This window comes from Calorimonas adulescens (genome assembly GCF_008274215.1).
In the GTDB taxonomy this organism is placed as follows: Bacteria; Bacillota; Thermoanaerobacteria; order Thermoanaerobacterales; family UBA4877; genus Calorimonas; species Calorimonas adulescens.
Genome location: NZ_VTPS01000007.1, coordinates 1 through 23,093 on the forward strand (window position 1 = coordinate 1; position 23,093 = coordinate 23,093).

25 protein-coding genes are annotated in these 23,093 nt (G+C 39.1%); 1 reads left to right on the plus strand and 24 read right to left on the minus strand.

Annotation, left to right across the window (positions count from 1 at the left end):
- Positions 1-309: 309 nt before the first annotated feature.
- The gene (locus tag FWJ32_RS05540; RefSeq protein WP_162523524.1) at positions 310-543 is read right to left on the minus strand and encodes a hypothetical protein; all 234 of its coding nucleotides are present in this window, start codon (positions 541-543) and stop codon (positions 310-312) included.
- Positions 544-613: 70 nt separating this feature from the next.
- The gene (locus FWJ32_RS05545) at positions 614-1,270 is read right to left on the minus strand and encodes a helix-hairpin-helix domain-containing protein (RefSeq protein WP_238988801.1); all 657 of its coding nucleotides are present in this window, start codon (positions 1,268-1,270) and stop codon (positions 614-616) included.
- Positions 1,271-1,377: 107 nt separating this feature from the next.
- Between FWJ32_RS05545 and FWJ32_RS05550 the strand changes: the two genes are divergently transcribed.
- Positions 1,378-2,631 carry a D-alanyl-D-alanine carboxypeptidase family protein gene (locus FWJ32_RS05550; protein WP_149544985.1) on the plus strand — a complete coding sequence of 418 codons (1,254 nt, stop codon included), beginning with the start codon at positions 1,378-1,380 and terminating at the stop codon, positions 2,629-2,631.
- Position 2,632: 1 nt separating this feature from the next.
- On the opposite strand, the gene FWJ32_RS05555 is transcribed toward FWJ32_RS05550, so the two are convergent.
- The 22 genes from FWJ32_RS05555 to mrdA all read right to left on the minus strand — a co-directional run bounded on the left by FWJ32_RS05555 (position 2,633) and on the right by mrdA (position 23,084).
- The gene (locus FWJ32_RS05555; protein ID WP_149544986.1) at positions 2,633-3,298 is read right to left on the minus strand and encodes a helix-turn-helix transcriptional regulator; all 666 of its coding nucleotides are present in this window, start codon (positions 3,296-3,298) and stop codon (positions 2,633-2,635) included.
- Between the two features lie 168 nt (positions 3,299-3,466).
- The gene (leuS, locus tag FWJ32_RS05560) at positions 3,467-5,932 is read right to left on the minus strand and encodes a leucine--tRNA ligase (protein WP_149544987.1); all 2,466 of its coding nucleotides are present in this window, start codon (positions 5,930-5,932) and stop codon (positions 3,467-3,469) included.
- Positions 5,933-6,184: 252 nt separating this feature from the next.
- Positions 6,185-6,529: a ribosome silencing factor gene (gene rsfS / locus FWJ32_RS05565; RefSeq protein ID WP_338028693.1), complete on the minus strand. Its 345-nt coding sequence runs from the start codon at positions 6,527-6,529 to the stop codon at positions 6,185-6,187.
- An 18-nt stretch (positions 6,530-6,547) separates the two neighbouring features.
- Positions 6,548-7,786, minus strand: a complete 1,239-nt coding sequence (locus FWJ32_RS05570) for an LCP family protein (protein WP_149544989.1) — start codon at positions 7,784-7,786, stop codon at positions 6,548-6,550.
- The gene (gene yqeK, locus FWJ32_RS05575; protein ID WP_149544990.1) at positions 7,787-8,371 is read right to left on the minus strand and encodes a bis(5'-nucleosyl)-tetraphosphatase (symmetrical) YqeK; all 585 of its coding nucleotides are present in this window, start codon (positions 8,369-8,371) and stop codon (positions 7,787-7,789) included.
- A gap of 4 nt (positions 8,372-8,375) precedes the next feature.
- On the minus strand, positions 8,376-8,993 hold the full coding sequence (gene nadD / locus FWJ32_RS05580; RefSeq protein WP_149545089.1) for a nicotinate-nucleotide adenylyltransferase: 618 nt from the start codon (positions 8,991-8,993) through the stop codon (positions 8,376-8,378).
- Positions 8,994-9,113: 120 nt separating this feature from the next.
- On the minus strand, positions 9,114-9,410 hold the full coding sequence (locus tag FWJ32_RS05585) for a YhbY family RNA-binding protein (RefSeq protein WP_238988802.1): 297 nt from the start codon (positions 9,408-9,410) through the stop codon (positions 9,114-9,116).
- Between the two features lie 3 nt (positions 9,411-9,413).
- Complete coding sequence (gene obgE / locus FWJ32_RS05590) at positions 9,414-10,688, minus strand: GTPase ObgE (protein WP_149544991.1); 1,275 nt, start codon at positions 10,686-10,688, stop codon at positions 9,414-9,416.
- 8 nt (positions 10,689-10,696) lie between these two features.
- Complete coding sequence (locus FWJ32_RS05595) at positions 10,697-11,104, minus strand: Spo0B domain-containing protein (protein WP_162523525.1); 408 nt, start codon at positions 11,102-11,104, stop codon at positions 10,697-10,699.
- A gap of 55 nt (positions 11,105-11,159) precedes the next feature.
- Positions 11,160-11,444, minus strand: coding sequence for a 50S ribosomal protein L27 (rpmA, locus tag FWJ32_RS05600; protein ID WP_149545091.1), 285 nt, complete (start codon positions 11,442-11,444; stop codon positions 11,160-11,162).
- A 4-nt stretch (positions 11,445-11,448) separates the two neighbouring features.
- Positions 11,449-11,778 (minus strand): ribosomal-processing cysteine protease Prp, encoded by a 330-nt coding sequence (locus tag FWJ32_RS05605; RefSeq protein ID WP_149544993.1) that lies wholly within the window; start codon positions 11,776-11,778, stop codon positions 11,449-11,451.
- A gap of 2 nt (positions 11,779-11,780) precedes the next feature.
- Complete coding sequence (rplU, locus tag FWJ32_RS05610) at positions 11,781-12,095, minus strand: 50S ribosomal protein L21 (RefSeq protein ID WP_149544994.1); 315 nt, start codon at positions 12,093-12,095, stop codon at positions 11,781-11,783.
- A gap of 131 nt (positions 12,096-12,226) precedes the next feature.
- The gene (locus tag FWJ32_RS05615) at positions 12,227-13,630 is read right to left on the minus strand and encodes an Rne/Rng family ribonuclease (protein ID WP_162523526.1); all 1,404 of its coding nucleotides are present in this window, start codon (positions 13,628-13,630) and stop codon (positions 12,227-12,229) included.
- Positions 13,611-14,300 carry a TIGR03936 family radical SAM-associated protein gene (locus tag FWJ32_RS05620; protein ID WP_149544996.1) on the minus strand — a complete coding sequence of 230 codons (690 nt, stop codon included), beginning with the start codon at positions 14,298-14,300 and terminating at the stop codon, positions 13,611-13,613. The genes FWJ32_RS05615 and FWJ32_RS05620 overlap by 20 nt, the downstream gene beginning before the upstream one ends.
- The gene (locus FWJ32_RS05625; protein ID WP_149544997.1) at positions 14,287-16,134 is read right to left on the minus strand and encodes a TIGR03960 family B12-binding radical SAM protein; all 1,848 of its coding nucleotides are present in this window, start codon (positions 16,132-16,134) and stop codon (positions 14,287-14,289) included. Before FWJ32_RS05625 ends, FWJ32_RS05620 begins: the two co-directional genes overlap by 14 nt.
- 466 nt (positions 16,135-16,600) lie before the next feature.
- Positions 16,601-17,305, minus strand: a complete 705-nt coding sequence (locus tag FWJ32_RS05630; protein ID WP_149544998.1) for a M23 family metallopeptidase — start codon at positions 17,303-17,305, stop codon at positions 16,601-16,603.
- A 63-nt stretch (positions 17,306-17,368) separates the two neighbouring features.
- Entirely contained in the window at positions 17,369-17,788 is a 420-nt protein-coding gene (mgsA, locus tag FWJ32_RS05635) for a methylglyoxal synthase (RefSeq protein WP_149544999.1), read from the minus strand.
- Between the two features lie 12 nt (positions 17,789-17,800).
- On the minus strand, positions 17,801-18,904 hold the full coding sequence (rodA, locus tag FWJ32_RS05640) for a rod shape-determining protein RodA (protein ID WP_149545000.1): 1,104 nt from the start codon (positions 18,902-18,904) through the stop codon (positions 17,801-17,803).
- A gap of 72 nt (positions 18,905-18,976) precedes the next feature.
- Positions 18,977-19,255: a cell division topological specificity factor MinE gene (gene minE / locus FWJ32_RS05645; RefSeq protein ID WP_149545001.1), complete on the minus strand. Its 279-nt coding sequence runs from the start codon at positions 19,253-19,255 to the stop codon at positions 18,977-18,979.
- 13 nt (positions 19,256-19,268) lie between these two features.
- Positions 19,269-20,069, minus strand: a complete 801-nt coding sequence (gene minD, locus FWJ32_RS05650; RefSeq protein ID WP_149545002.1) for a septum site-determining protein MinD — start codon at positions 20,067-20,069, stop codon at positions 19,269-19,271.
- Between the two features lie 26 nt (positions 20,070-20,095).
- The gene (locus tag FWJ32_RS05655) at positions 20,096-20,740 is read right to left on the minus strand and encodes a septum site-determining protein MinC (protein WP_162523527.1); all 645 of its coding nucleotides are present in this window, start codon (positions 20,738-20,740) and stop codon (positions 20,096-20,098) included.
- 58 nt (positions 20,741-20,798) lie between these two features.
- Entirely contained in the window at positions 20,799-23,084 is a 2,286-nt protein-coding gene (gene mrdA / locus FWJ32_RS05660; protein ID WP_149545004.1) for a penicillin-binding protein 2, read from the minus strand.
- Positions 23,085-23,093: the final 9 nt, after the last annotated feature.

Genomic DNA, 23,093 nt, shown 5'->3' on the forward strand with positions numbered 1-23,093 from the left:
AAAGCCCCCCATATTTTGATTCTTTAAGGTGACATTTTCATGCGATAATTAACCACATTTTGGCCTATTTTTAGGTGACATTTTTAAAAGATATTGACATAGTCTTTTGAATATACCTTCAAAAAGACAGGTGCCTTTTATCCCCTCTCAAAAATAATTTATGTAATCGTTTCATGTGAAACCATTATCTTACAATTATGCTATATTCTTGTTTTTTAATTACCTTTCCTAATTACATGTCCTATGCCCTTAAACTTCAGTGCATCGGACCGCTGCACAGATATCATAAGGCCGCTGGAGGTTTGGGGATCATACAATATGTCTTGCATGTATACCGATCAAAGCATCAGCAGCACTTATAGTTCCATAATTATAGGGATTATCTACAATCGGCGTAAAAAAGTCCAAAGTATGGATAACAGCGGTATTTTCATTTAACATGTGCACCGCAGTGTCATCACCGGCTTCCATATCTACCAGCAACTTGTCGTTTTTCATAACAGGTATATAACGCAGAACCTGCGTCAGGGTATCCAAACTCATTTTTGATGCTCAGCCCGCACAGGTGGTAAGATTTGTAAGCTTGATATCCATCTGTATTCACTTCCCTCGATTATATTGTTATCTTATCCTTGATATTTTCAAATGTCTTGGGACCTATCTTTTCCACATTCATAATGTCCTCAATTTTCTTAAACGGGCCATTGGCATTTCTGTATTCTATTATCCTTTCCGCAAGTACATCTCCTATGCCGGGCAACGATTTTAACTCTTCCAACCCCGCAGTGTTTATATTTATTTTATGCAAATTCGCAGGCGCCGGGCTTGTTGAAAAATTTGCCGTTGCAGTGGCTGGATTATTTGATACCGGTATACTTTCCCCTTTTTTAGGCACATATACCTTTTCTTCATCATTTAATTTTTTTGCCAGATTAAGGCTATCAAGGTCAGCCTCATCTAACGGACCCCCGGCCATATTAACGGCATCAATAACACGCGCACCAAACTGCAATTCATAAACACCAGGATTTTTCACCTGACCCGCCACATGGACAAATACAGTCTTTGTTTCCAATTCTCCCTGGGTTTTATCCTTAGAAGCAGATACAACATTTTCATCTGTCACCTCTACATTCCCCTTGTCACTTTCACCTGCCTGTATTACGGTAACATCACCTGAATCCGATCTTATGTAAAAAATTATGCAACCTGCAACCGCTATCATGACTAATATCATTATTAGAAATCCCTGCATTTTTTTAAAGTTCATTGCCAGAATCTCCCTTTCAAAAAGACATTCTTTTTTGATATACTATAAGTGTTAAACTTTAATGCTATTTAGCTTCACTCACTTTAGATATACAAGGAGGACACCTGATGAAAAAGTTCTTAGTTATGTACATATTGGGCATGATTATATGTATGTCCTTACCTTTTGCAAGAGTTGCAGCACAGGATTTAGATATTTCTGCTCCATCTGCTGTATTAATTGACTTCAATACAGGCCAGTTCCTTTATGAAAAAAACGCAGACCAGAAGATGTACCCCGCCAGCATCACAAAGATACTCACTGCTATTATAGCACTGGAAAATTCAAATCTCAATGAGCAGGTAACAGCTGGCGAAGATGTACTTAATGTAGATGGAAATAAGATATATATTTCACCTGGAGAAACCCTCTCAATGAAGGACCTGATATACAGCCTGCTTATTGCATCGGCAAACGACTCTGCCATTGTGATAGCTGACCATGTTGGCGGCAGTGTAAAAGGATTTGCAAACATGATGAATGAAAAAGCAAAAGAACTTGGTGCAAAAAACACCCATTTTACTAATCCAAATGGCCTGCACGATGATAATCATTATACTTCTGCCCGTGATATGGCATTGATTGCCAGATATGCAATGCAAAATGAAACTTTCAGGAAAATAGTTACAACCATGAAATATAGCATACAACCTACCAACAAATTTGACAAGGTAAGGGAATTGTACAACGAAAATAGGCTCCTGAAAAATACAAAGTATAAGTACGAAGGAGCAGACGGCATTAAGACAGGATATACAATCAAGGCCGACCAGACACTGGTAGCAAGTGCCACAAGGGACGGTCACAGATTAATTGCTGTAATTATGGGTGCAAAGGGTACAAAAGTATGGGAGGATGCTATTTGCCTGCTGAATTACGGGTTTAATAATTATAAGCTGGTTTCATTAAATAATAAAGACGATGTTATAACCACAATGAATTTTGATAATCAGAAAATAACATTAAAATCTAATAATAGCTTAGCGGCTGCGGTACCTGTTGATGCACAGGATATAACAAAAAAAATAAGCATAGTTGAAAATATATCCTTCCCTTTAGACGCAGGTACTGTACTTGGAAAACTTGAATATTATATAGGTGATAAAATGATAGGGTCTGTTGATCTCGTAACCGACAAGTCGTACCAAAAGGGGTTATTTGGAAAGATACATGTTGTTGGAGAAGATAACGGCATCAAAAGTAAAATAATATATACTCTCTTTTTTATAGTTATTTCCGGGACAGCCTTGTTGTCTTTTCTGTTTTTAAAAAGAGCAAAGCAAGATAAAAAATTTATGTTTAAAAGATCAGATGAGTGGTAGTCTATTTACCACCATTCACCTGATCTCCCGCAGCCCTTATTTCATCCAAGTAATTGTAAATTGTATAGCGAGATACACACAGGACTTTTGCTACATAATCCACAGAACCCTTTATGAGGAAAACACCTTTCGAGTCTAAAATCTTAACCACATTAACCTTGTCCTCCTTGGTCATGTAGTTTATAGGTCTGCCAAAGTTATCCAGTGTATTGCTTACAATATTTGCAAGTACGCTGTTTACATCATCAGCAAATGTTTCATCGACCATCTGTGTATTGTCTGATTCTGTGTCACATATCTCAGTAAGTATATTCCTAAGCATTTCTACCTCTGATATATCAAAGTTTATGCAGATGCATCCAAAAGCCCTGTTTTTTTCATCTTTAAGGAATATTGTACTAGATTTTAGTATTTTCCCATCCTTGCTTTTACTCCTGTAATTTATAATGTCCTCATACTTACCCTCTCTTAAAATCATAAGACCATAGTCAGTCATAGGTCCCCCTACCTTCCGCCCTGTTACATGGCCGTTCGCAATGGCTACTATGGACCTTTGAGGGTTGCTAATATCGTGAAGAACAACCTCACAGTTCTTCCCAAACATTTTCCCTAATGCTTCTACAAGAGGTATAAAACTATTGAGCAATGGATTATAATTCTCAGCCATCTCTAACTCCCCCAACATAAAATTTATCATAACTCAAGTCCGGTAAGTCCGGCGGCCTGGACAGGTATAATCTATTGCATATAAAATATAATATGACATCCCTGATGAGTTTTTTAAAGCCTACTTAAAATATTTTGTACATGCATATCTTTAACATATCATTATTCCTTACACCACAATATTTATCAGTTTTTTAGGCACAACTATAACATTCTTAATAGGTTTTCCTGAGATGTATGCGCCGACCCTTTCGTTGCTTATAGCAAGTTGCTTTACAGTCTCATCATCTGCATCTGCAGGTATATTGAGCTTCCCCCGTACCTTTCCGTTAATCTGAATTACCAGTTCTATCTCATCTTGTTTTAACGCCTCTTCGTCCCAAGATGGCCAGGAAACCTGATGAATACTTCCTTCATATCCAATCTGGTGCCACAGTTCCTCCGAAACATGTGGGGCAAATGGTGCCAACATTACCAGCATGTTATATATCAATTCACTAACAACATTCATATTCCTGTTATTGTGTTTCAAAGAAAGATAATCATTTAATGAATTAGAAAGCTCCATTATTGCACTAACAGCTGTATTAAAGCTAAACCTTCCATCCATATCCTGAGTAATCTTTCTAATTGTACTGTGTGTCTTGTATCTAAGTTTTTTGTCTTCTTCATCCAGGTTATCAAATCGCCACTTATTTTTAACATATAGATCCTTTAGCTCCGAAACCTGTCTAAATACCCTGTTTATAAACCGATAACATCCCTCCACCCCCTGGTCACTCCATTCCAGATCCCTCTCAGGAGGCGCTGCAAACAATACAAAGAGCCTGGTCGTGTCAGCACCGTATTTTGCTATAATATCCTCAGGGCTTACTATATTTCCCTTTGACTTTGACATCTTTGCACCATCTTTTAAAACCATACCTTGAGTTAGAAGGTTTGTAAATGGTTCATCTACCGGAACAAGTCCGATATCATATAAAAATTTTGTAAAAAACCTTGAATACATAAGATGCAGTATGGCATGTTCCACACCACCCACATACTGATCTACAGGCATCCAGTATTTCACTTTATCATAATCAAATGGCCTCTCATCATTTCTCGGATCTGTATACCTCTCAAAGTACCAGGATGAACACATGAATGTATCCATGGTGTCAGTCTCTCTCTTAGCCGGTTTACCACATATTGGGCATATGGTATTCACAAATGACTCACATTCAGCTAAAGGAGATTCACCCTTTCCAGTAAATGTAACGTCTTCAGGTAGCAGGACAGGCAGATCTTCTTCAGGCACGGGTACAGTGCCACACTGTTCACAGTATATGATTGGAATAGGCGCTCCCCAGTACCTCTGTCTGGATATCAACCAATCCCTCAGCTTATAGTTTACTTTTCTTTTCCCATATCCCTTATCTTCAATATATTGTTTTATCTTCTCCATCATCTCAGCGGAAGGAATTCCATTAAATCCCGGTGAATTAACCATTACCCCCTCATCCACATAAGCCCTTTCCATTGTAGCTGGGGAGAGGATATCATCCTTCGGTTGAATTACTACCCTTATCGGAAGTCCATATTTTCTGGCAAACTCAAAGTCCCTTTCATCATGAGCCGGAACCCCCATCACCGCACCTGTACCGTATTCCATAAGCACATAGTTAGCAATCCACACAGGTATCCTCTCATCATTTAAAGGATTTACAGCATAACTTCCTATAAACATGCCAGTCTTTTCTGTTTCCGTGGAGGTGCGGGTTATTTCATTCATTGACTGAAGTTCATATATATAATCGCTAACAGGCTTCTCATACTCTGTTCCCCTTATCAGTTTTGATACAAGGGGATGCTCAGGAGCAAGCACTATATAAGTAACACCAAAGATTGTGTCCGGCCTTGTAGTAAAGATTGGTACCTCATCACCGCTCTCCAGTTTGAAGGTAATCTCTACGCCTTCACTCCTGCCTATCCAGTTTTTTTGCATGGTCTTTACCTTTTCTGGCCAGCCTGGAAGTCTATCAAGTCCTTCCAAAAGCCTTTCTGCATAATCAGTTATCTTAAAAAACCATTGTTCCAGTTCCTTTTTTCTCACCACAGTACCGCAGCGTTCACATTCTCCATTTACTACCTGTTCGTTGGCAAGAACCGTCTTACATGAAGGACACCAGTTTACAAAGGATTTCTTCTTGTAGGCCAGGCCGCGCTTATAGAGTTGTAAAAACATCCACTCAGTCCACTTATAATAGCCAGGGTGGCATGTGGCAACCTCTCTGTCCCAATCATAACTGATGCCAAGCCTTTTAAGCTGGCTCCTCATGTTGTCAATATTATTCCATGTCCATACACTTGGATGTATCCCATTTTTTATTGCAGCGTTTTCTGCAGGCAGGCCGAATGCATCCCACCCCATAGGGTGCAGTACATTGTAACCCCTCATTCGTTTATATCTGGCTATAACATCACCAATAGAGTAATTCCTAACATGTCCCATGTGAAGTTTGCCCGAAGGATATGGAAACATTTCTAAGGCATAATATTTGGGACTTTCACTATCCTCCGTAGCTTTATAAAAGTTATTCTCTCTCCAGTATTCCTGCCATCTGCTTTCAATCTCTTCAAAATTATAGTCCATGTTGATCCCTCCTGCTATAAAATAAGGACTCATCCCTGTAGGGACGAGTCCTGTAAACCCGCGGTACCACCCTATTTGGCATTAAGCCCTCTCATTAGACCAATGCTTTTACAGAGGCGAGTTCAGGTATCTTTCCTGCTGGCTTTCACCGGCCGCCAGCTCTCTTTAAGGCAGGCATACCCTACTACTCCTCCAGCCTTATTATTAATTTTTAATAGTTATTATATTAAATAGGATAACCAATGTCAAGCGTTATTTATAACTCAGCCTTTTAGCATCGGCCCATATTCTATCCAGATTGTAAAATCCCCTGTCTGCAGGACTGAAGATATGGGCAACAACACTGCCATAGTCCATTAATATCCAGTTATTGCTCCTGAGTCCTTCTATATGACCAACTTTTATGCCATTTTCTTCCATTTTTTCTTGTATCGAGTCACATATGGATGATACATGAGTAGCATTTTTACCTGTACATATCACAAAGTAGTCAGCAATAACCGTAAGGTCCTTTATCTCCAAAATCACAATATCTTCAGCCTTTTTATCTTCCATTACATCTGCAATACACTGGGCAATTTCCAAAGGATTATCCACCAAAAATTCATCACTCCTTTATTGTTTATAATTCTTCCCTACTATTACGGTCACATCAACTCCCAGGGATGGGTCTGGGTCATTGATAATCACAGAATCACCAATAACTTCCGATAACATCTTACCAATATCAGTATTATCTGTTCTATTAATTATCTGAGTGCTACTGTATTCAGTACCGGAAATATTTGAAATTCGCTTTACGTCAAATCCATAATCCTTTAGCATATTTCCAACTTCAGTAGCTGAATTGGGCGGTGCACCTCCATTTAAAACCTCAATTTTAATCCCTGATGGGTCAAGTCCGTACTTTTTTATCGCATCCAGTGCTCCATTCTGTAAGTCACTATTTTTATCATTATTTTCTACATTTACTTCTTGCAGAAGTTCCTTAGCCTGCTCTTCATCCATCACGTAATATGATATGCCGTCGATGTATTTCGGCTCACCTGGTAACGTATACATCTTAATATTTTTACCAACTTTTAATGCATCATCCACATAGCTCAAGGCTTCCGATGGAGTCATGTTTGTTTCTACATATTCATTGATGGTTTTTAAAATCTTTTGTGCATTCAAAACAGCAGCCGGACTTGTTAACTTATCTATAAATGCCTTTACAAATAGCTGTTGAGTCTTTATACGCCCAAGATCCTGATCTACATAACCCTTTCTCCACCTGACCAGGCCAAGGGCCTGTTCCCCATTTAACACCTGCTCACCCATCTTTAAATGTATATGCAGATTGCCAGCATCATCATCATAATCCATTTGCAGTGGCACATTCACTTTGACACCACCAATATCATCTACAAGCTTAATAAAACCCTGATAATCGATCTTTACATAATAGTGAATAGGTATATCAAGAAGGTCAGAGACAGCTTTCATACTTCCCTGTTCATTTTCATACGTGTATGCGGCATTTATCTTTTGATATCCATACCTATCAAGTTTTATTCTGGTATCCCTTGGTATTGATATCAGTGTGGCTTTTTTCAGGTCAGGATTATATGTTAGCAGCATCAGAGTGTCTGACCTTCCCTTGTCTGTTTTATTAATTCCATCAATACCTAAAATCAATATGTTAACTGGTTCATGTTTGGCCGGTTTTGGCGTGTCCAAACTTGAAGATTGATTTTCACTGTTTTGGCCATATCCAGGATTTAAATTTTTTAAATAAAAATAGGCACCTGAAAGAACCAGCAATACCAAACATGCTAATATTATAGCAACATATCTGATTATTTTTTTCATTCATATTCCCCCATCTTTTCTCATTTCCATTATTAAAGAGTTTCTGGCATATATGGTATTGGGGTGAAGCAGGGACTTTAAGGATATGACATAATTAATTGTATTCTCAAAAGACTTTAGGAGCGCAGCATTAAGATCTTTAAATGCCAACTCTCTTAAGTATTCTACCCCTTCATAATCTCTTCCTTCCTCAATAAAATCAGACAGATATATTATCCTGTCCAGTTTACTCATAGATTTACCACCTGTGGTATGCAGCTCTATAGCGTGAAGAATTTCTTCATCTTCTATACCAAAAAAATCCCTTGCCAATCTTGCGCCCAGTGGACCGTGGATAAGGGCTTTCTCAGCCATGCTTACCTCATCCAGTTCAACACCATACTTGGCTGCCATATCAATGAGTTTATTCTCAGGTATGTTCTTAGCGCAATCATGGACAAGGCCCGCTATCCTGGCTTTTTCGATGTCTACACCATACTTTTCCGCCAGTAAAACAGCCATCTTTTCAACCCTTAAAGAATGGCTGTATCTTTGAGGAGTAAGCATTGATCTCAACCTATCATTAATTTCATCATAGGATAGCATAAAATCACTCCTGATACAAATGGTTTTTCTGAATATATCTCTCTACTGCCTCAGGAAGCAGGTACTTTATGGGCTCCCCATGGGCTACTCTTTGCCTTATATCTGTCGATGATATGGCAAGGGACGGAACCTCAACCCTGAATATATCCTTATCATAAGTCTTCTTTATATATTCCAATTTGTCAGCCAGATCCTTAGTATTAAATCCAGGTCTGGTGGCTGCGACAAAGTTACAAAGATTCAATAGCGTATCAATGTCCTTCCATTTCAATATTTCCAAAATTGCATCGGCACCTGTAATAAAATAGAACTCAAAATTTTCCCCATATATGGTCTTAAATTCTTTCATAGTATCAACAGTATAGGTATACCCCTCTTTGTTGAGTTCAATTGCTGAAACCTCAAAATTAGGATTGGTCACAGTGGCCAGAATAGTCATTAAGTATCTATGTTTTTTTTCAGTAATAACCCTGGCCTCTTTGTGTGGCGGATTACCCGATGGCACAAAAATGACTTTAGCAAGGTTGAACTTGTATCTTACTGCTTCGGCGGTAACAAGGTGCCCATAGTGTATGGGGTCAAATGTACCCCCCATGATTCCCACCTTGATATGGTTATCCAATCCCATCCTTCTTCCCCTTAATTTTTATTTCTGAAATCATTAATATTTATTATACTATATACACAGTATATTTAACAAGTTAATAAAAGCTTAAAAGGCTGATGCCTCATGTATCAGCCTTTAAACCTCTATTCTGGGCTTTCGTGTTGACCTCCTATATATGACAAATCTTTTGCCAATCACCTGAATTGGTTCAGCTTTGAGTTTTTCTGTTATTAAGTCGATGGCATCTTTGATAGAAATCGGCGAATTTTCCATAACATTGATTTTAATTAACTCTCTTGCCTCCAACGCATCCTCAATCGAAGCCAGTACAGTTTCATTTATCCCATCCTTACCAATGTTTACTACCGGTCTTATACCATTGGCCATTGCCCTTAACCGTGCTCTCTTTTTACCCGTTATTATATAAACCACCCGCTATTCAATATATTCAAATTCAAATCCTCTTACACTTATATAATCACCATTCTTAAGCCCCATGTTTTTAAGCTCTTCTAATATACCATATTTCAACAGGGTATTCTGGAAATATCTTAATGAGTCTTCATCAGTGAGGTTCACCCTTTTTAATATTCTATCTATCATCGCCCCGGAAAGCTTAAAGGTATTCCCATCTATTTCAATGTCTATCTCTTTTGTTTCTTTTATCGGTGGAGGTAAAGTGACAATCTCATCCTCTTGGGGGATATCTTCTTTTTTTTCATCTTTAAAAAATGTCGAGACCTCCTTTAAAAGTTCATCAACACCTTCTGTAGTAACTGAAGAAATACCAAATACTCTATAGCCTTTAGACTCTATTTCTTTCTTAAACCGCTCGTATATCGTCCTATCCTCAACTATATCCAACTTTGTTGCAACAACCAGTTGGTTTTTTTTTGATAGGTCCTCATTATATAATTCAAGCTCTTTATTTACTTTCTCAAAATCCTCAACCGGGTCCCGCCCTTCCATTCCTGAGACGTCAACAAGATGGAGGAGAAGTCTTGTCCTCTCTATGTGCCTCAAAAATTCATGTCCAAGTCCTACACCCACGTGGGCCCCTTCAATAAGACCCGGTATATCTGCTATGACAAAGCTGGTATCATTGTAGTAGCACACCCCTAAATTTGGTGTGACAGTAGTAAATGGATAATCTGCTATCTTTGGCCTGGCCTTTGTCAAAACCGAGAGAAGCGTAGATTTGCCTGCATTTGGAAAACCTATAAGACCTACGTCGGCTAATAGCTTGAGCTCCAGTATCAGCCATCTCTCAACCCCGGGGTCTCCACTCTCAGCAAAATGTGGAGTCCTCAAGGTAGATGACTTAAACCTAGCGTTGCCTCTACCCCCTTTTCCACCTTGAGCTGCAATTACCCTCTGACCTGGCCTGGCCAAATCATAAAGCACATCCCCTGTATCAGGATCTTTCAAAACAGTACCTACAGGCACCTTTATAACAAGGTCTTCACCGTCCCTTCCATGCTTATTGCCACCCATACCGTTACCACCATTTTGGGCTTTATAGTGCTGCCTATACTTAAAATCCATCAACGTCTTGAGGTTTGGGTCAGCCATCAATATGATATCTCCGCCATTACCCCCGTCTCCACCATCTGGACCACCATAAGCCACAAACTTTTCTCTTCTAAATGAAATCACTCCATTACCGCCATCGCCGGCCTTTACATATATCCTGGCTCTATCAACAAACATAAAACCACCTATCCGACCCTTTCTAACATTACTTTCCCGTTGAAAAGAAGCCTGAGATGAAGTTCCTCATAGCCGTTTGCCACTGCATCATCGATGTATCCATTCAACTGGTTCTCTATTTGACTATAATCCTCATCAGTGCAAACCATATCCGAAAGACCATCTACATCTATATCAAGTCCAATAAAGTTCTCCTTAGCCCTATTATACCCTTTTATTAAGACATATTGCATACGGTAATCACTAATATGTGATATTCTGGATTCAGCCTCCATCAACCTGCTTATCTTTTTAATGTATTCGATAGCTGCGTCCTGCCTACCCAGCTGGATATACCCCATTATCACCTGCAGGTCATTCAGGTAGATATGCCTGTATCCTTTTAGAATATCAATCATGTCTTTTTCAGTAAACATATCCAGAGAGCCCCCCATACTCAAAAGGTTCTAGCAGTGCTAGAACCTAAAAAAATTATATTGCCTCATTTACCGCAGGAATGATATTTACGTATTTCTTATCTTTCCCCTTGGTCTCAAATTTCACAACACCATCTTTTAAAGCAAAGAGTGTATCATCCCTACCTATGCCGACATTTTTCCCCGGATAAATCCTGGTACCCCTCTGCCTAACCAGTATATTCCCAGCAAGTACAAACTGGCCATCAAATTTCTTAACTCCAAGCCTTTTGGCCTTACTGTCTCTACCGTTTCTTGAGCTTCCCACACCTTTCTTATGGGCAAAAAGCTGAAGATCCATCATATTAACCCCTCCTTTCCATCACCTTGATATATTTTGGATAACTCTCCTCTATGCTATTTAACCCTATTAACAGTCCCTCAAGGAGAACATTAATCTTCACGGCATCTTCACCCGAGGCATAATCTAAAACCTCAAGATAAAAATCCCCGTTTTCTATCCTTATCAAAAACCTTCCAGCAGTAAGTTTTTCAAGGCTCTCAGCGCAGGCCTGACATAGAGCCGATACTCCGGCACACACTATATCCTTTCCATAGGGCCCATATCGGGAATGCCCCTTAACCTCAAAAACTTTAATACATTCATCTATTCTGGTTACCACTGCCTGTATCATAATTAATAGTTTATCTTATTTATTTTCAGTTCAGTGTATGGTTGCCTGTGCCCCTTTTTTTTACGTTCATTCTTTTTAGCCTTATACTTATAGACGATTATCTTGGGAGCCTTACCCTGAGCTATTACTTCCGCCTGCACAGTTGCGCCTTGAATAGTTGGTGTCCCAACCTCGACGCTGTTGTCATCCTTTTTCACAAGAAGGACTTTATCCAGGTTCACTTCACTGCCCACACTGGCATTGAGCTTTTCCACCCTTATCACATCGCCCTCGGCTACCCTGTACTGCTTTCCACCTGTTTCTATCAGTGCGTACATCATACTTCCCTCCTCACACACAGACTCGCCGGAACAAGGTAATAGCTTTAGACCTTCCCCGAGCGGTTTACCTTAAGTATTCTAACACAAGGTTCACTCCTTGTCAATCAAACTTCAGATACCCATTTTGATCACGCTTCCACCGGATATACCTTGTAACCGTCCAGCGGGAGGTTCCTGTTGTCTTTTATTATTATTTCAGAATTTGAAATATTCTTTAAATCTATCAAAAAAGCATTCCCATCTGTAAATGTTTCACGCAGGTATGGATTTAGTTCCACCACCATTGCCATATCAGAGATGTCTCCGGCAAGTCGGATTATGTCACGCTTTATCTTGCTTATCAGATATTCTTCGGTAAAGACCCATCCGCGCCCATGGCAGTATGGACACTGGTTTACAAAATAACTGTCATTAGTTTCTTTTTCTTTTTTCCTTGTTATTTCTACAAGCCCAAGGGCTGTAATGTCAACCACATTGGTTTTTACCCTATCCTTTTTTACCAGTTCCTTTATATATTCTATAAGTGCCTTTTTATTATCTTCTGAAATCATATCTATGAAATCGATGATAATTATTCCACCTATATCACGTAATCTAATCTGTCTGACTATCTCAGTGGCGGCCTCTAAATTAATAGCATACACGGTTTCCTCTAAAGTGTCCTGCCCTGTAAACTTCCCGCTATTTACATCAATGGCAGTAAGAGCCTCAGTAGTGTCTATAACAATATATCCACCGCTCTTTAAGTTAATTTTTCTCATAAAAATGTTTTCTATGCTGTCTTCTATTCCAAGGCTTTTAAATATATTCGGATCAGAGTTCAACTTCAGTTTCGGTAAATACATTGGCATTTCTACAGACATATAGCTATGAAGGTACTCAAAGTCCTCTGTGCTGTTAACTATTATCTCATCAACGCCAGGTGTGACCATATCCCTTAATATGCTCTCCAGCATGTTCGTATTTTTGTAAAGCGGCACAGGAACCGTAAACAGTTCATAGGTATTTAAAATTTCGGTCCATGTATCAAGCAATTTTTTAAGGTCATACTGCAGTTCATCTACTGGTATATCAGCAGCGTTTGTCCTCATTATAATGCCCATATTCTCCGGTTTTAACTGCCTTGCCTTATCTCTCAGTTCCCTTTTTCCCTCTTCGGAATCAATTCTGTGGGAAATGCCTATATTATTTGTAAATGGCATAAGAACAATATATCTACCCGGCAGGGTAATATCCATGGTAAGCTTCGGTCCCTTCTTACCTATAGACTCCTTTGTAACCTGAACTATCACAAAGCCTCCAGGGGTTATCTTTTTCATATCATCTTTTTTTAATGGAAGATATGCATTCTTCTTATAACCTATATCTACAAAAGCTGCTTCCAAACCAGGGACAATATTCACTACCCTGCCTTTATATATGTTGCCAACTAACCTGCCGGCAGGCTCGACCTTAAACTCTAAAACCTCCTCATTTTCAGTCAAAGCTATCCGTCTCTGCCCCGTATAAGAATCAATTATTAATCGGTTCATTAATAACACCTTCCCGCATTGGTGTATTTTTTTTCTCATCTATATATTGTTCAAGCCTTGTTATGATGGCATTGCTCTCCTCAAAGTCAAATCCGCTAAAATGCAAAAAGGCCTTAACAACATATACGGGATTTACACTCTCGGATGAATTCGAGGCCAACCACAGACATATATTCTTCTCATCTACTTTTGAAAAACTATATATCAACGGCCTTATATTAATTGTCTTTTTTCCCTTTTTTGATTCCTTCTCAACCATTATCTCATCACTCAGAAACCTCTCAATCCCGGACAGGACCCCCTCTGGAAAAGGATAGTAAACATTATACTCAGAACTTTTGATGATGCTGTTTAACGATTTTGACTTTTCATCTATGGATATAGCTTTAATTACCATTATACCTTGCGGCAATACGTTATTCATCCTGTATATGAACTCTTCAGGGATCATATCGTCACCTACATCCAAGTCAAAGTATTCAGCCTTACTGATATATCCTAATGAAAGAGGAGGAGAAAAATTTATCTTTGGCTTAGGATTAAAACCCTCAGTTAAGACAAATGGAATATCAGCCCTCCTGAAAGCTCTTTCTAATGCCCTTACAATGTCAAGATGAGATATAAACCTCACTTCTTTATCTTTAATGTATTTTGCTCTAATTCTGCCCATAGCACTTTAACCCCTCTTCAAAATCCTGGATGCCACACTTTATGCAAAATTTCCTACAATCAAAAGTGCTTTTTCCTTCATATGCTCTTCTCCTCTCCCTCTTCAAAAATTCCTTAGTTACACCTACATCTATATGGTCCCATGGAAAAACTTCATTCTCTTCTCTTTTCCTATTTGCATAAAATGCTGGATCTATACCAGTCTCTTTAAATGCATCCATCCAGGTCTCAAAATTAAAGCACTCATTCCATGAATCAAAGCGGCATCCCTTTTCCCATGCCTTTTTAATCACCATTGAAACCCTTCGATCTCCTCTAGATATGACGGCCTCCAAGAAACTTAAACGGACATCATGATAGGTAAACCTCAGGGCATGTCCTCTTATTTTACTCTTTATCAATAACTGTTTCCTATAAAGTTCTTCCATACTATCCTGCGCCTCCCATTGAAATGGGGTATGCGGTTTTGGCACAAAAGATGATGCACTCATAGTCACCGTAAGCCCTTTGAGATTTCCATTAACCTCTTTATACACTTGAAGTACCCTTTCACCCAACTCTGCAATTCCATCAAGGTCCTCATCTGTTTCTGTGGGTAGGCCAATCATAAAATAAAGTTTTATGGTACGCCATCCAAATTTAAATGCCGAAAAAACTGCATTCATCAGGTCTTCTTCTGTAACATTTTTGTTGATTACATCCCTCAAACGCTGTGACCCGGCTTCTGGCGCAAAGGTTATACCTGATTTTCTAACCTCTTCTATCTTATTAAATATATCCACATAAGCAGCATCAATGCGCAGGGACGGCAGGGATATACCTACACCCTTTCCCTTAAATTCGTCTATAAGTGAATAAATCAGTTCCTCTAAAAATGTATAATCACAGCTGCTCAATGATACCAGCGATATCTCATCATAACCAGTTGATGATACCAGCTTTCTGGCCAATTCTAATAAATTCTCCCATGACCTTTCCCTGACCGGCCTGTAAATCATACCGGCCTGGCAAAAACGGCAGCCTCTGGTACATCCTCTGAAAATCTCCAGCATTATCCTGTCATGTACAGTCTGTAGATATGGTACAATCATTTTTTCAGGATAATAGCTGTTATTCATATCTTTTATGACCCTCTTTTTTATTTTCAGCGGAAGGTCGACGTCTACAGGTTTTACATTTTTTACTGTACCATCCTCATTATATGTCATAATGTAGAGTGAGGGAACATAAACCCCATCTATATGGGCCATACAGTGCAAAATTTCTTTCCTCGAAAGCCCCTTGTCTTTGCAGTCCTTATAGGTATCTATTATCTCATTTATTACCTCCTCACCCTCTCCCATGACAAAGAAATCTACAAACTGTGCCAGAGGCTCTGGATTATACGCACATGGGCCACCTGCTATGACGAGAGGAGAGCTTTCACTACGTTCTGCAGCGTTAATAGGTATACCAGCTAAGTCCAGCATGTTGAGTATATTTGTATAGCTCATCTCATACTGAAGGGTAAAACCTACAAAGTCAAAGTCCCTGACCGGGGTCATACTCTCCAGTGAAAAAAGCGGGATACCCTCTTTCCTCATTATCTTTTCCATGTCTACCCATGGTGCAAATACCCTCTCACATACAGTATCTTCTCTCTCGTTGAGAAGGTGATACAGTATCTTTATTCCTAAATGAGACATACCTATCTCATATATGTCGGGAAACGCAAATACAAATCTTACCATACCATCCATGTATTGCTTATGAACACTATTCAGTTCATTCCCTATATATCTGGCGGGTTTTTCAACGCACGGCAGTATCTCATTTAGTATTCTATCCTTAAGCATCTCACACCTCATTCCTAACGTGTTTTTAGATAGCCTTATTTTATCACATATAGGCAAAAACTACTTTAAATTATAAAAAGAGGTCAGCCCTCTTCTTAATATATATCGTAATTATATCGCAAAATCACAATCAAAAAAACAAAGGATAGCAGCTTCCTTTAATAATCGATGACCTGTACACTAAAATTGAAATGGATTGAAGCAGTTTTTATTGTCTGAATTGACCCAGAGGCATAATTGCTTAATAAGCGACATCTGCTATGATAATTATAGAAAAACACAAAGGTAAAATCAATGGGACATTGGATAGAGGACAGTGAAATCCTCATTATCGTATAGTTTTAAATACATTTTCAAAGCATCATGGTCCTGTAAAGAGCCTCTAAAATGTCGCAAAAGTTTAGCCATACTTTACATACAGGCCATTATGATATATAATGGGCACAATCTTTAGATTTTGGATAAACTACTTACTCTTTCCCTTCTGATTTAACATAGTTAATGGATCAACGGCTTTTTCGCCGTTCCAAACCTCAAAATGCAAATGAGGATTTGTTGTAATTCCTGTCATCCCCACTTTTGCTATTATATCTCCCTGTTTGACCTTGTCGTCAACGTTCACTGTAACATCAGATAGGTGGGCATACAATGTCCTTAGATTGCCTGAGTGTTTCAGAACAATGTATGTACCCAGTTCGTTATCTGTATCAATTTTCTCTACAGCACCATCGAGCACAGCCTTTACAGGCTCGCCCTCATCTGCGGCTATATCTATTCCTTGATGTGGGCGTAAGTCATTGAAAACCGGATGTATCCTCATCCCAAATTCTGAGGTAATCGGGCCATCTATAGGCATTATCATATCCTTTTTTGTGTCAGAGCTTCCCAATTCTTGAAAAACAGAGATAATCCTATCACGAAACACGGGTATCTGGCTAAATACATATTTTATCCCATTTATACCGTCTTCAACAGTGTAGTCATAGGCCAGGCCCTTTTTTACGTATCCTATTGCATCATCTACAAATGACACTTTTATAGATGACAGACTCAGCAAAACAGTTAGTATCAATAGTGATACAGCTAACTGCTGTAAGAAAACCGCCACCTTATTTTTGGTGCTTACCTGTCCCATCCTTCTGATTTTTCCTCTAAATGGTGCTTTATGCATAAGAAGGCCTCCTTCGTCCTTTTTATTAATAAAATATATTTGAAGGAGGCTCTTTTTATTACACTATTCCATTTTTTTGTCCAGTAAAGGGTTTACCACATCACGCCACGCCAGGTCTCCACGTGATAGCCCTTTAATCAATATCTCCGCTGAGGCCACGTTGGTAGCCAGAGGGATATTGTGGACATCGCATATACGGAGAAGTGCTGTTATATCCGGCTCATGGGGCTGAGCCGTAAGGGGGTCTCTCAAAAAAATCACCATGTCTATTTCGTCCTGAGCTATCATGGCACCGATCTGCTGGTCACCACCCAAGGGGCCAGGCCTAAACTTAATTACTTTTAACCCGGTGGTTTTTTCAACCAGTTCGCCGGTCGCTCCTGTTGCATACAAAGTATGGTTAGCCAATATATCCTTATATGCCAGAACAAAATTAGACATCTGTTCCTTTTTAGCGTCATGGGCTACCAGAGCAATATTCAATAAGATCACTCCTTAAAAGTTTATCTTCTGTCTTCTCATACCCACATTGATTACCAGACCTATAGCCAGCATATTAGCAAGGAGAGAACTGCCGCCATAGCTCATGAAAGGCAGGGTTATCCCTGTTATAGGCATTAAACCTATAGTCATACCTATGTTCTCAAATATTTGGAACAACAACATAGACACTACGCCAACACATATATACATTCCAAACTTATCCTTGGCATTCATAGCTATCCTTATTATGCGATAAACTATGATAAAATAAAGAATTACTACGGTCATTGTACCTATAAACCCAAGTTCTTCACCAACCACAGAAAATATAAAGTCAGTATGCGCTTCAGGCAAAAAGTCCAGTTGGGTCTGTGTACCATTAAACAATCCCCTGCCTGTAATCATACCTGAACCTATGGCAATCTTTGACTGTATTGCATGGTATCCATAACCCAGTGGATCAAGACTTGGATTTAAAAATGTTAAAATTCTCCATTTTTGATGTTCCTTAAGCGCAAAAAGCCATATTAACGGCGTTGCAACTGCTATGGTTAGACCTCCTACCACAATCCATCTGAAGTCAATTCCAAAAATAAACAGCATGCCTATCATTATGGCAATAAAAACCAGGGCAGTCCCCAGGTCTGGCTGTATAAATATCAACAAAAATGGTAAACCAACATGAAAACCAACCGTCAATATATCTTTAAGATTATTAAGAGGACCTTCCTTTCCCGAAAGATATTTAGAAAGCGTCACAATTATAGCTATCTTTGCAAATTCAGATGGCTGCAGCATAAAAGATCCTAATTGTATCCAACTCTGGGCACCGTTAGACTTGTGGCCAATCACCATAACCAAAAGCAGCAAAATGAGATTCAAAAAATAGATATATGTGCTGTAGCTACCTATAAGGTTATAATCAAGACTTATAATAATGATAAAGGCCACTGTACCAATAGCAAGCCACAATATCTGCCTTATAACCATTGAGTATGAACCTGTCTCCTGCACGTGAGTAGCACTGCTTATAGCAACTATACCTATCGCGCATATAAGGTATATGCTCAGTAAGAGAAAATAATCGATGTTTTTGATGAGCTTCTTATCAACCATTTATAGACCACCCCCACATCATTCAATTATAACACATAAGAGGGTGGCATTTTAAACAAAATATACCGAATATCATTTTCCAATATTTTTTATTCTCTTTATCGGAACATTGGCAATAAGCTCTGGTATGTTTGCATTATCAGAACTCCTTACTATATTGGCAATTTTTATTTCGAGGCCGTTTGGATCTATTTCAATATAATCTGAAACAACCTTGATAATGTCATTTTTTATCATATCCAAGTATTGAGGATACACATTAACCCTATCGTGAACCAGAATAGAATGAAGCCTCTCTTTAGCAACATCTCTGCTGTTGCCTCTGGAAGACAACGAATCAAAAAGTCCCATATATCACACCCCCTTATTTTGCGCCCATGCCAAAAAGCCGTTTCAAACGTACAAAAAAACCTTCCTCTGTTTCCAGTTCCATAAAAGGAACATCTTCACCAAGAAGTCGTCTGGTTATGTTCCTATAAGCTTTCCCTGCTGCAGATTTCTCATCGGTTATCGCCGGTTCTCCTCTATTGGTAGAAATCACTATTTTTTCATCATCTGGAATAACGCCTAAAAGAGTTATTGCGAGAAAATCCATCATATCGTCTATACTAAGCATATCATTGCGTTTAACCATATCCATACGTATCCTGTTAATTATAAGCATAGGGTCCCTCAGGTCATTTGCTTCAAGCAACCCTATTATCCTGTCTGCATCCCTCACTGCTGACATCTCCGGAGTAGTAACAACTATTGCCTTATCAGCCCCTGCTATAGCATTTTTAAAACCCTGCTCAATACCTGCCGGGCAATCCACAACCACATAGTCGAACTCTTCTTTTAATTCATTGCATAGTTTTTGCATCTGCTCCGGACTTACAGCCGTCTTGTCCCTGGTCTGTGCTGCAGGTAATAGATACAGGCCCTCAAAACGCTTGTCCTTTATCAATGCCTGTTTTAGCCTGCATTCACCCTCAACTACATCTACAACATCATATACTATTCTGTTTTCCAACCCCATAACCACATCCAAATTTCTAAGGCCAATATCTGCATCAATTAAAGCCACCCTATTACCTGCTAAAGCGAGCCCCGTTCCTATATTGGCTGTGGTGGTTGTCTTTCCCACTCCACCCTTACCTGATGTTACCACGTATACTGTTCCCATAATTTTTCCCTCCCTTATGTTATATTTTACAACATTTTACTTTTTTGGTTAAGAGGTTCAATAAAAATTTTATCATCTTTCACATATGCTATTTCCGGTATATCAGCACGATATCTTTTCCTGTCTGGCGCCCTGGAAATTATATTGCCAATCCTTATCTGAAGGCTTTCTAATCTGAATGCAGCTATAAAGGAGTCATTTTTATTGGGATATCCTGCATGGAGCAAACCGTTTGTTCTACCCATAATCAGAATATTTCCCCCTGCTTTAATTTCAGAGCCATCATTTACATCGCCCAGAATCACCACATGACCAGGTGTTTGTATTACCTGGCCAGACCTTATTGTTGTCCTCACAAACTTAATCAGTTGATCATCCTTTTGTTCCACAGGATTCAAAAATAATGTGTTAAAGCCAAAACGAGTTTCCAGTAGCTCTCTTATCATATTTCTCTCTTCGTTGTTCATCTCTTTACCCTTTACTATCGCTTTCATTTGCGACCCTTTAAAAAATTCGGGATACTTTCTAAGTTTATCTGCAAGGTCATTATATGCATCTATAAAGTTTTCATCTTCATCAATATTAATAATCAATCTATTCCTTGCTCCTCTTATATCCACTCTTGGCGCAATCCTCCTCATAATATATGTCTTTATTACTAATTTCTCCATCTTTTGCAAAAATCCTTCTTTACTTAATATAAAAGATAGATGGATTCTAAAACCCCATCTATCTTTCACTGGTATTCTGAGTTTTGACTTGGTCATCAGGTTTATTAAAGCCAAAATAGGCATCAAAAATGCTTTTAGCCACATACGCCGAATAGCTGCCACTACCACCCTCATAAATAACTACTGCTACAGCTATCTCAGGCTTATCATAAGGAGCAAAACCCACAAACCATCCATATGGTTTGTATGGTGGTCTTTGCGCTGTCCCTGTCTTACCACCTACCGTAATTGGATAGTTTACAAACGCTCCAGATGCTGTACCACCCATTTCCGTAACAGCCTTCATTCCTTCTTTAATGTACTTTACATATTCTTGGTCCAGATTCAGCCTGTCTACAACCTCCGGCTTGGATGTCTTTATAACCTTTCCGTCAAAACTATCAATCTCTTTTAAAAGATGTGGCCTGTATCTGACCCCTCCATTTACCAGAGTAGCAATGTAATTGGCCATCTGAAGAGGAGTAAAGGAGTTTTGTCCCTGACCTATGGAGGCGTTCAACGTCATGCCGAGATTCCACTGAACCCCTTTTAACGTATATAATATCTTATCTCTGGCGTCTTTCTCTTTTATACCCAATTCATCCAGTCTTTTTAAAATTACACTATCTCTTGTTTCTCCTGCCTCCACTAGTTTTGCCAGCTCATTCAACTGGTCTTGATCTATCATCTTAAGCACATTTTTGATATAATAAAGGTCATTTATTGCCACGCTCTTTAAGACCTCAGGGCTTGCCAATGTCCCGGCCTGCTCTTCTATCTCTATGCCGGTCTTTTCGCCAAGGCCAAATCTTTTCGCATACTCAGCCAACTTATCTATACCCAACCTTCTTGCAACCTCAAAAAAATAGATATTACAAGAAACCTGTATAGCCTTGGTTATATTAACCAGCCCATGGGTCCTGTGATACTCATTCCACAACCAGCAGGCTGGTCTATGTGCATATGGGTACACACCGGTGTCAAGTATCTTCTCTTCCGGTGTTACAACCCCCTCTGTGAGCCCCGCTATACCTGTAACCATCTTGAACGTTGAACCCGGTGGTATGGCACCTTTAGTAGCATAATTCCACAGGGGTTTAGGTGTACGTTCTGTAGCATTCTGTGGGTTTAATTCAGCATATTCCTCAACTGATGGGCTTCCCTTGGCAAATACATTAGGATCAAAACTCGGCACACTGGCCAAGGCTATAACCTCTCCTGTGTTTACGTCTATAACAACTGCAGCACCTATATTAGCATACTCAGATTTTTGAAACCTATTGTTGCCCTCTCTAATGTTTTTCATTGTCTCTTCTAATCCCTGCTCTGCAGCTTTCTGGACATCAGCGTTAATAGTTAGTTTTACAGTGTCTCCAGGTACTGGTTCTTTATATGAGACACTTCTGACCTTCCTACCCAATGCATCTACCTCTACATATTCACCCCCATCAGTCCCTTTTAAGTACTCTTCAAAAGACTTTTCTATGCCTACCGTACCTATCAGGTCATCTGGGCTATATTTCTTGGTATCAAGCTGTTTCATTGTTTCGGGGTCTATTCTACTTATATATCCCAGCACCTGCGAAGCTAAGGTCCCCTCTGGATATTGCCTTATAGGTTCTACATCCACCACAATACCAGGCAGATATATATGCTTTTCCTCAAGTTCTGCTACAGTCTTGTCAGATACATCCCTCGCTATGGTAACGGGTTGATAAGATTTATAGCCCTGTTCTGCCATAATTGTACGGACATTCATTATGTCCCTAGTCTCCTGCATAGTATATGTATCATCTATATGATATCTTTCTTTTAATATCTCCCATGTCTTCTTGGCATCGTCTCCAATATCAATCTTATGGTTTTCTTTCCAGCGTTTTTCCCGTGCTTTAAGCGTCTCCTCAGTTACATCTTCATTTTCAAAACTTTTAAAATTAAAGTACACATTATTTGTATTGTCAATAAAAAGAGGAAGGGAGTCAATATATTCCTCATTGTTTGCCTTTAGAATATTTATCATATCAAGTATTACACTATTTAGTTTATTATCGTCTATGTTTGTCCTGACGATATCCACACTGAAACTTGGCCTGTTATTGGCAAGTTCAACCCCATTTCTGTCCACTATTTTCCCTCTTGGAGCCTTCACTGCGATAAGTCTTAACCTTTTTTCATCAGACCATTCGCGATAATAGGAACCCTGCACTACCTGAAGTTGAATCAGTCTTCCAGCTATTACTGAAAACAGAAATGTTATAATGATAATAAATATTATGAACCTCTGCTTGAATTCTTTTAAGTCCATATTATCATT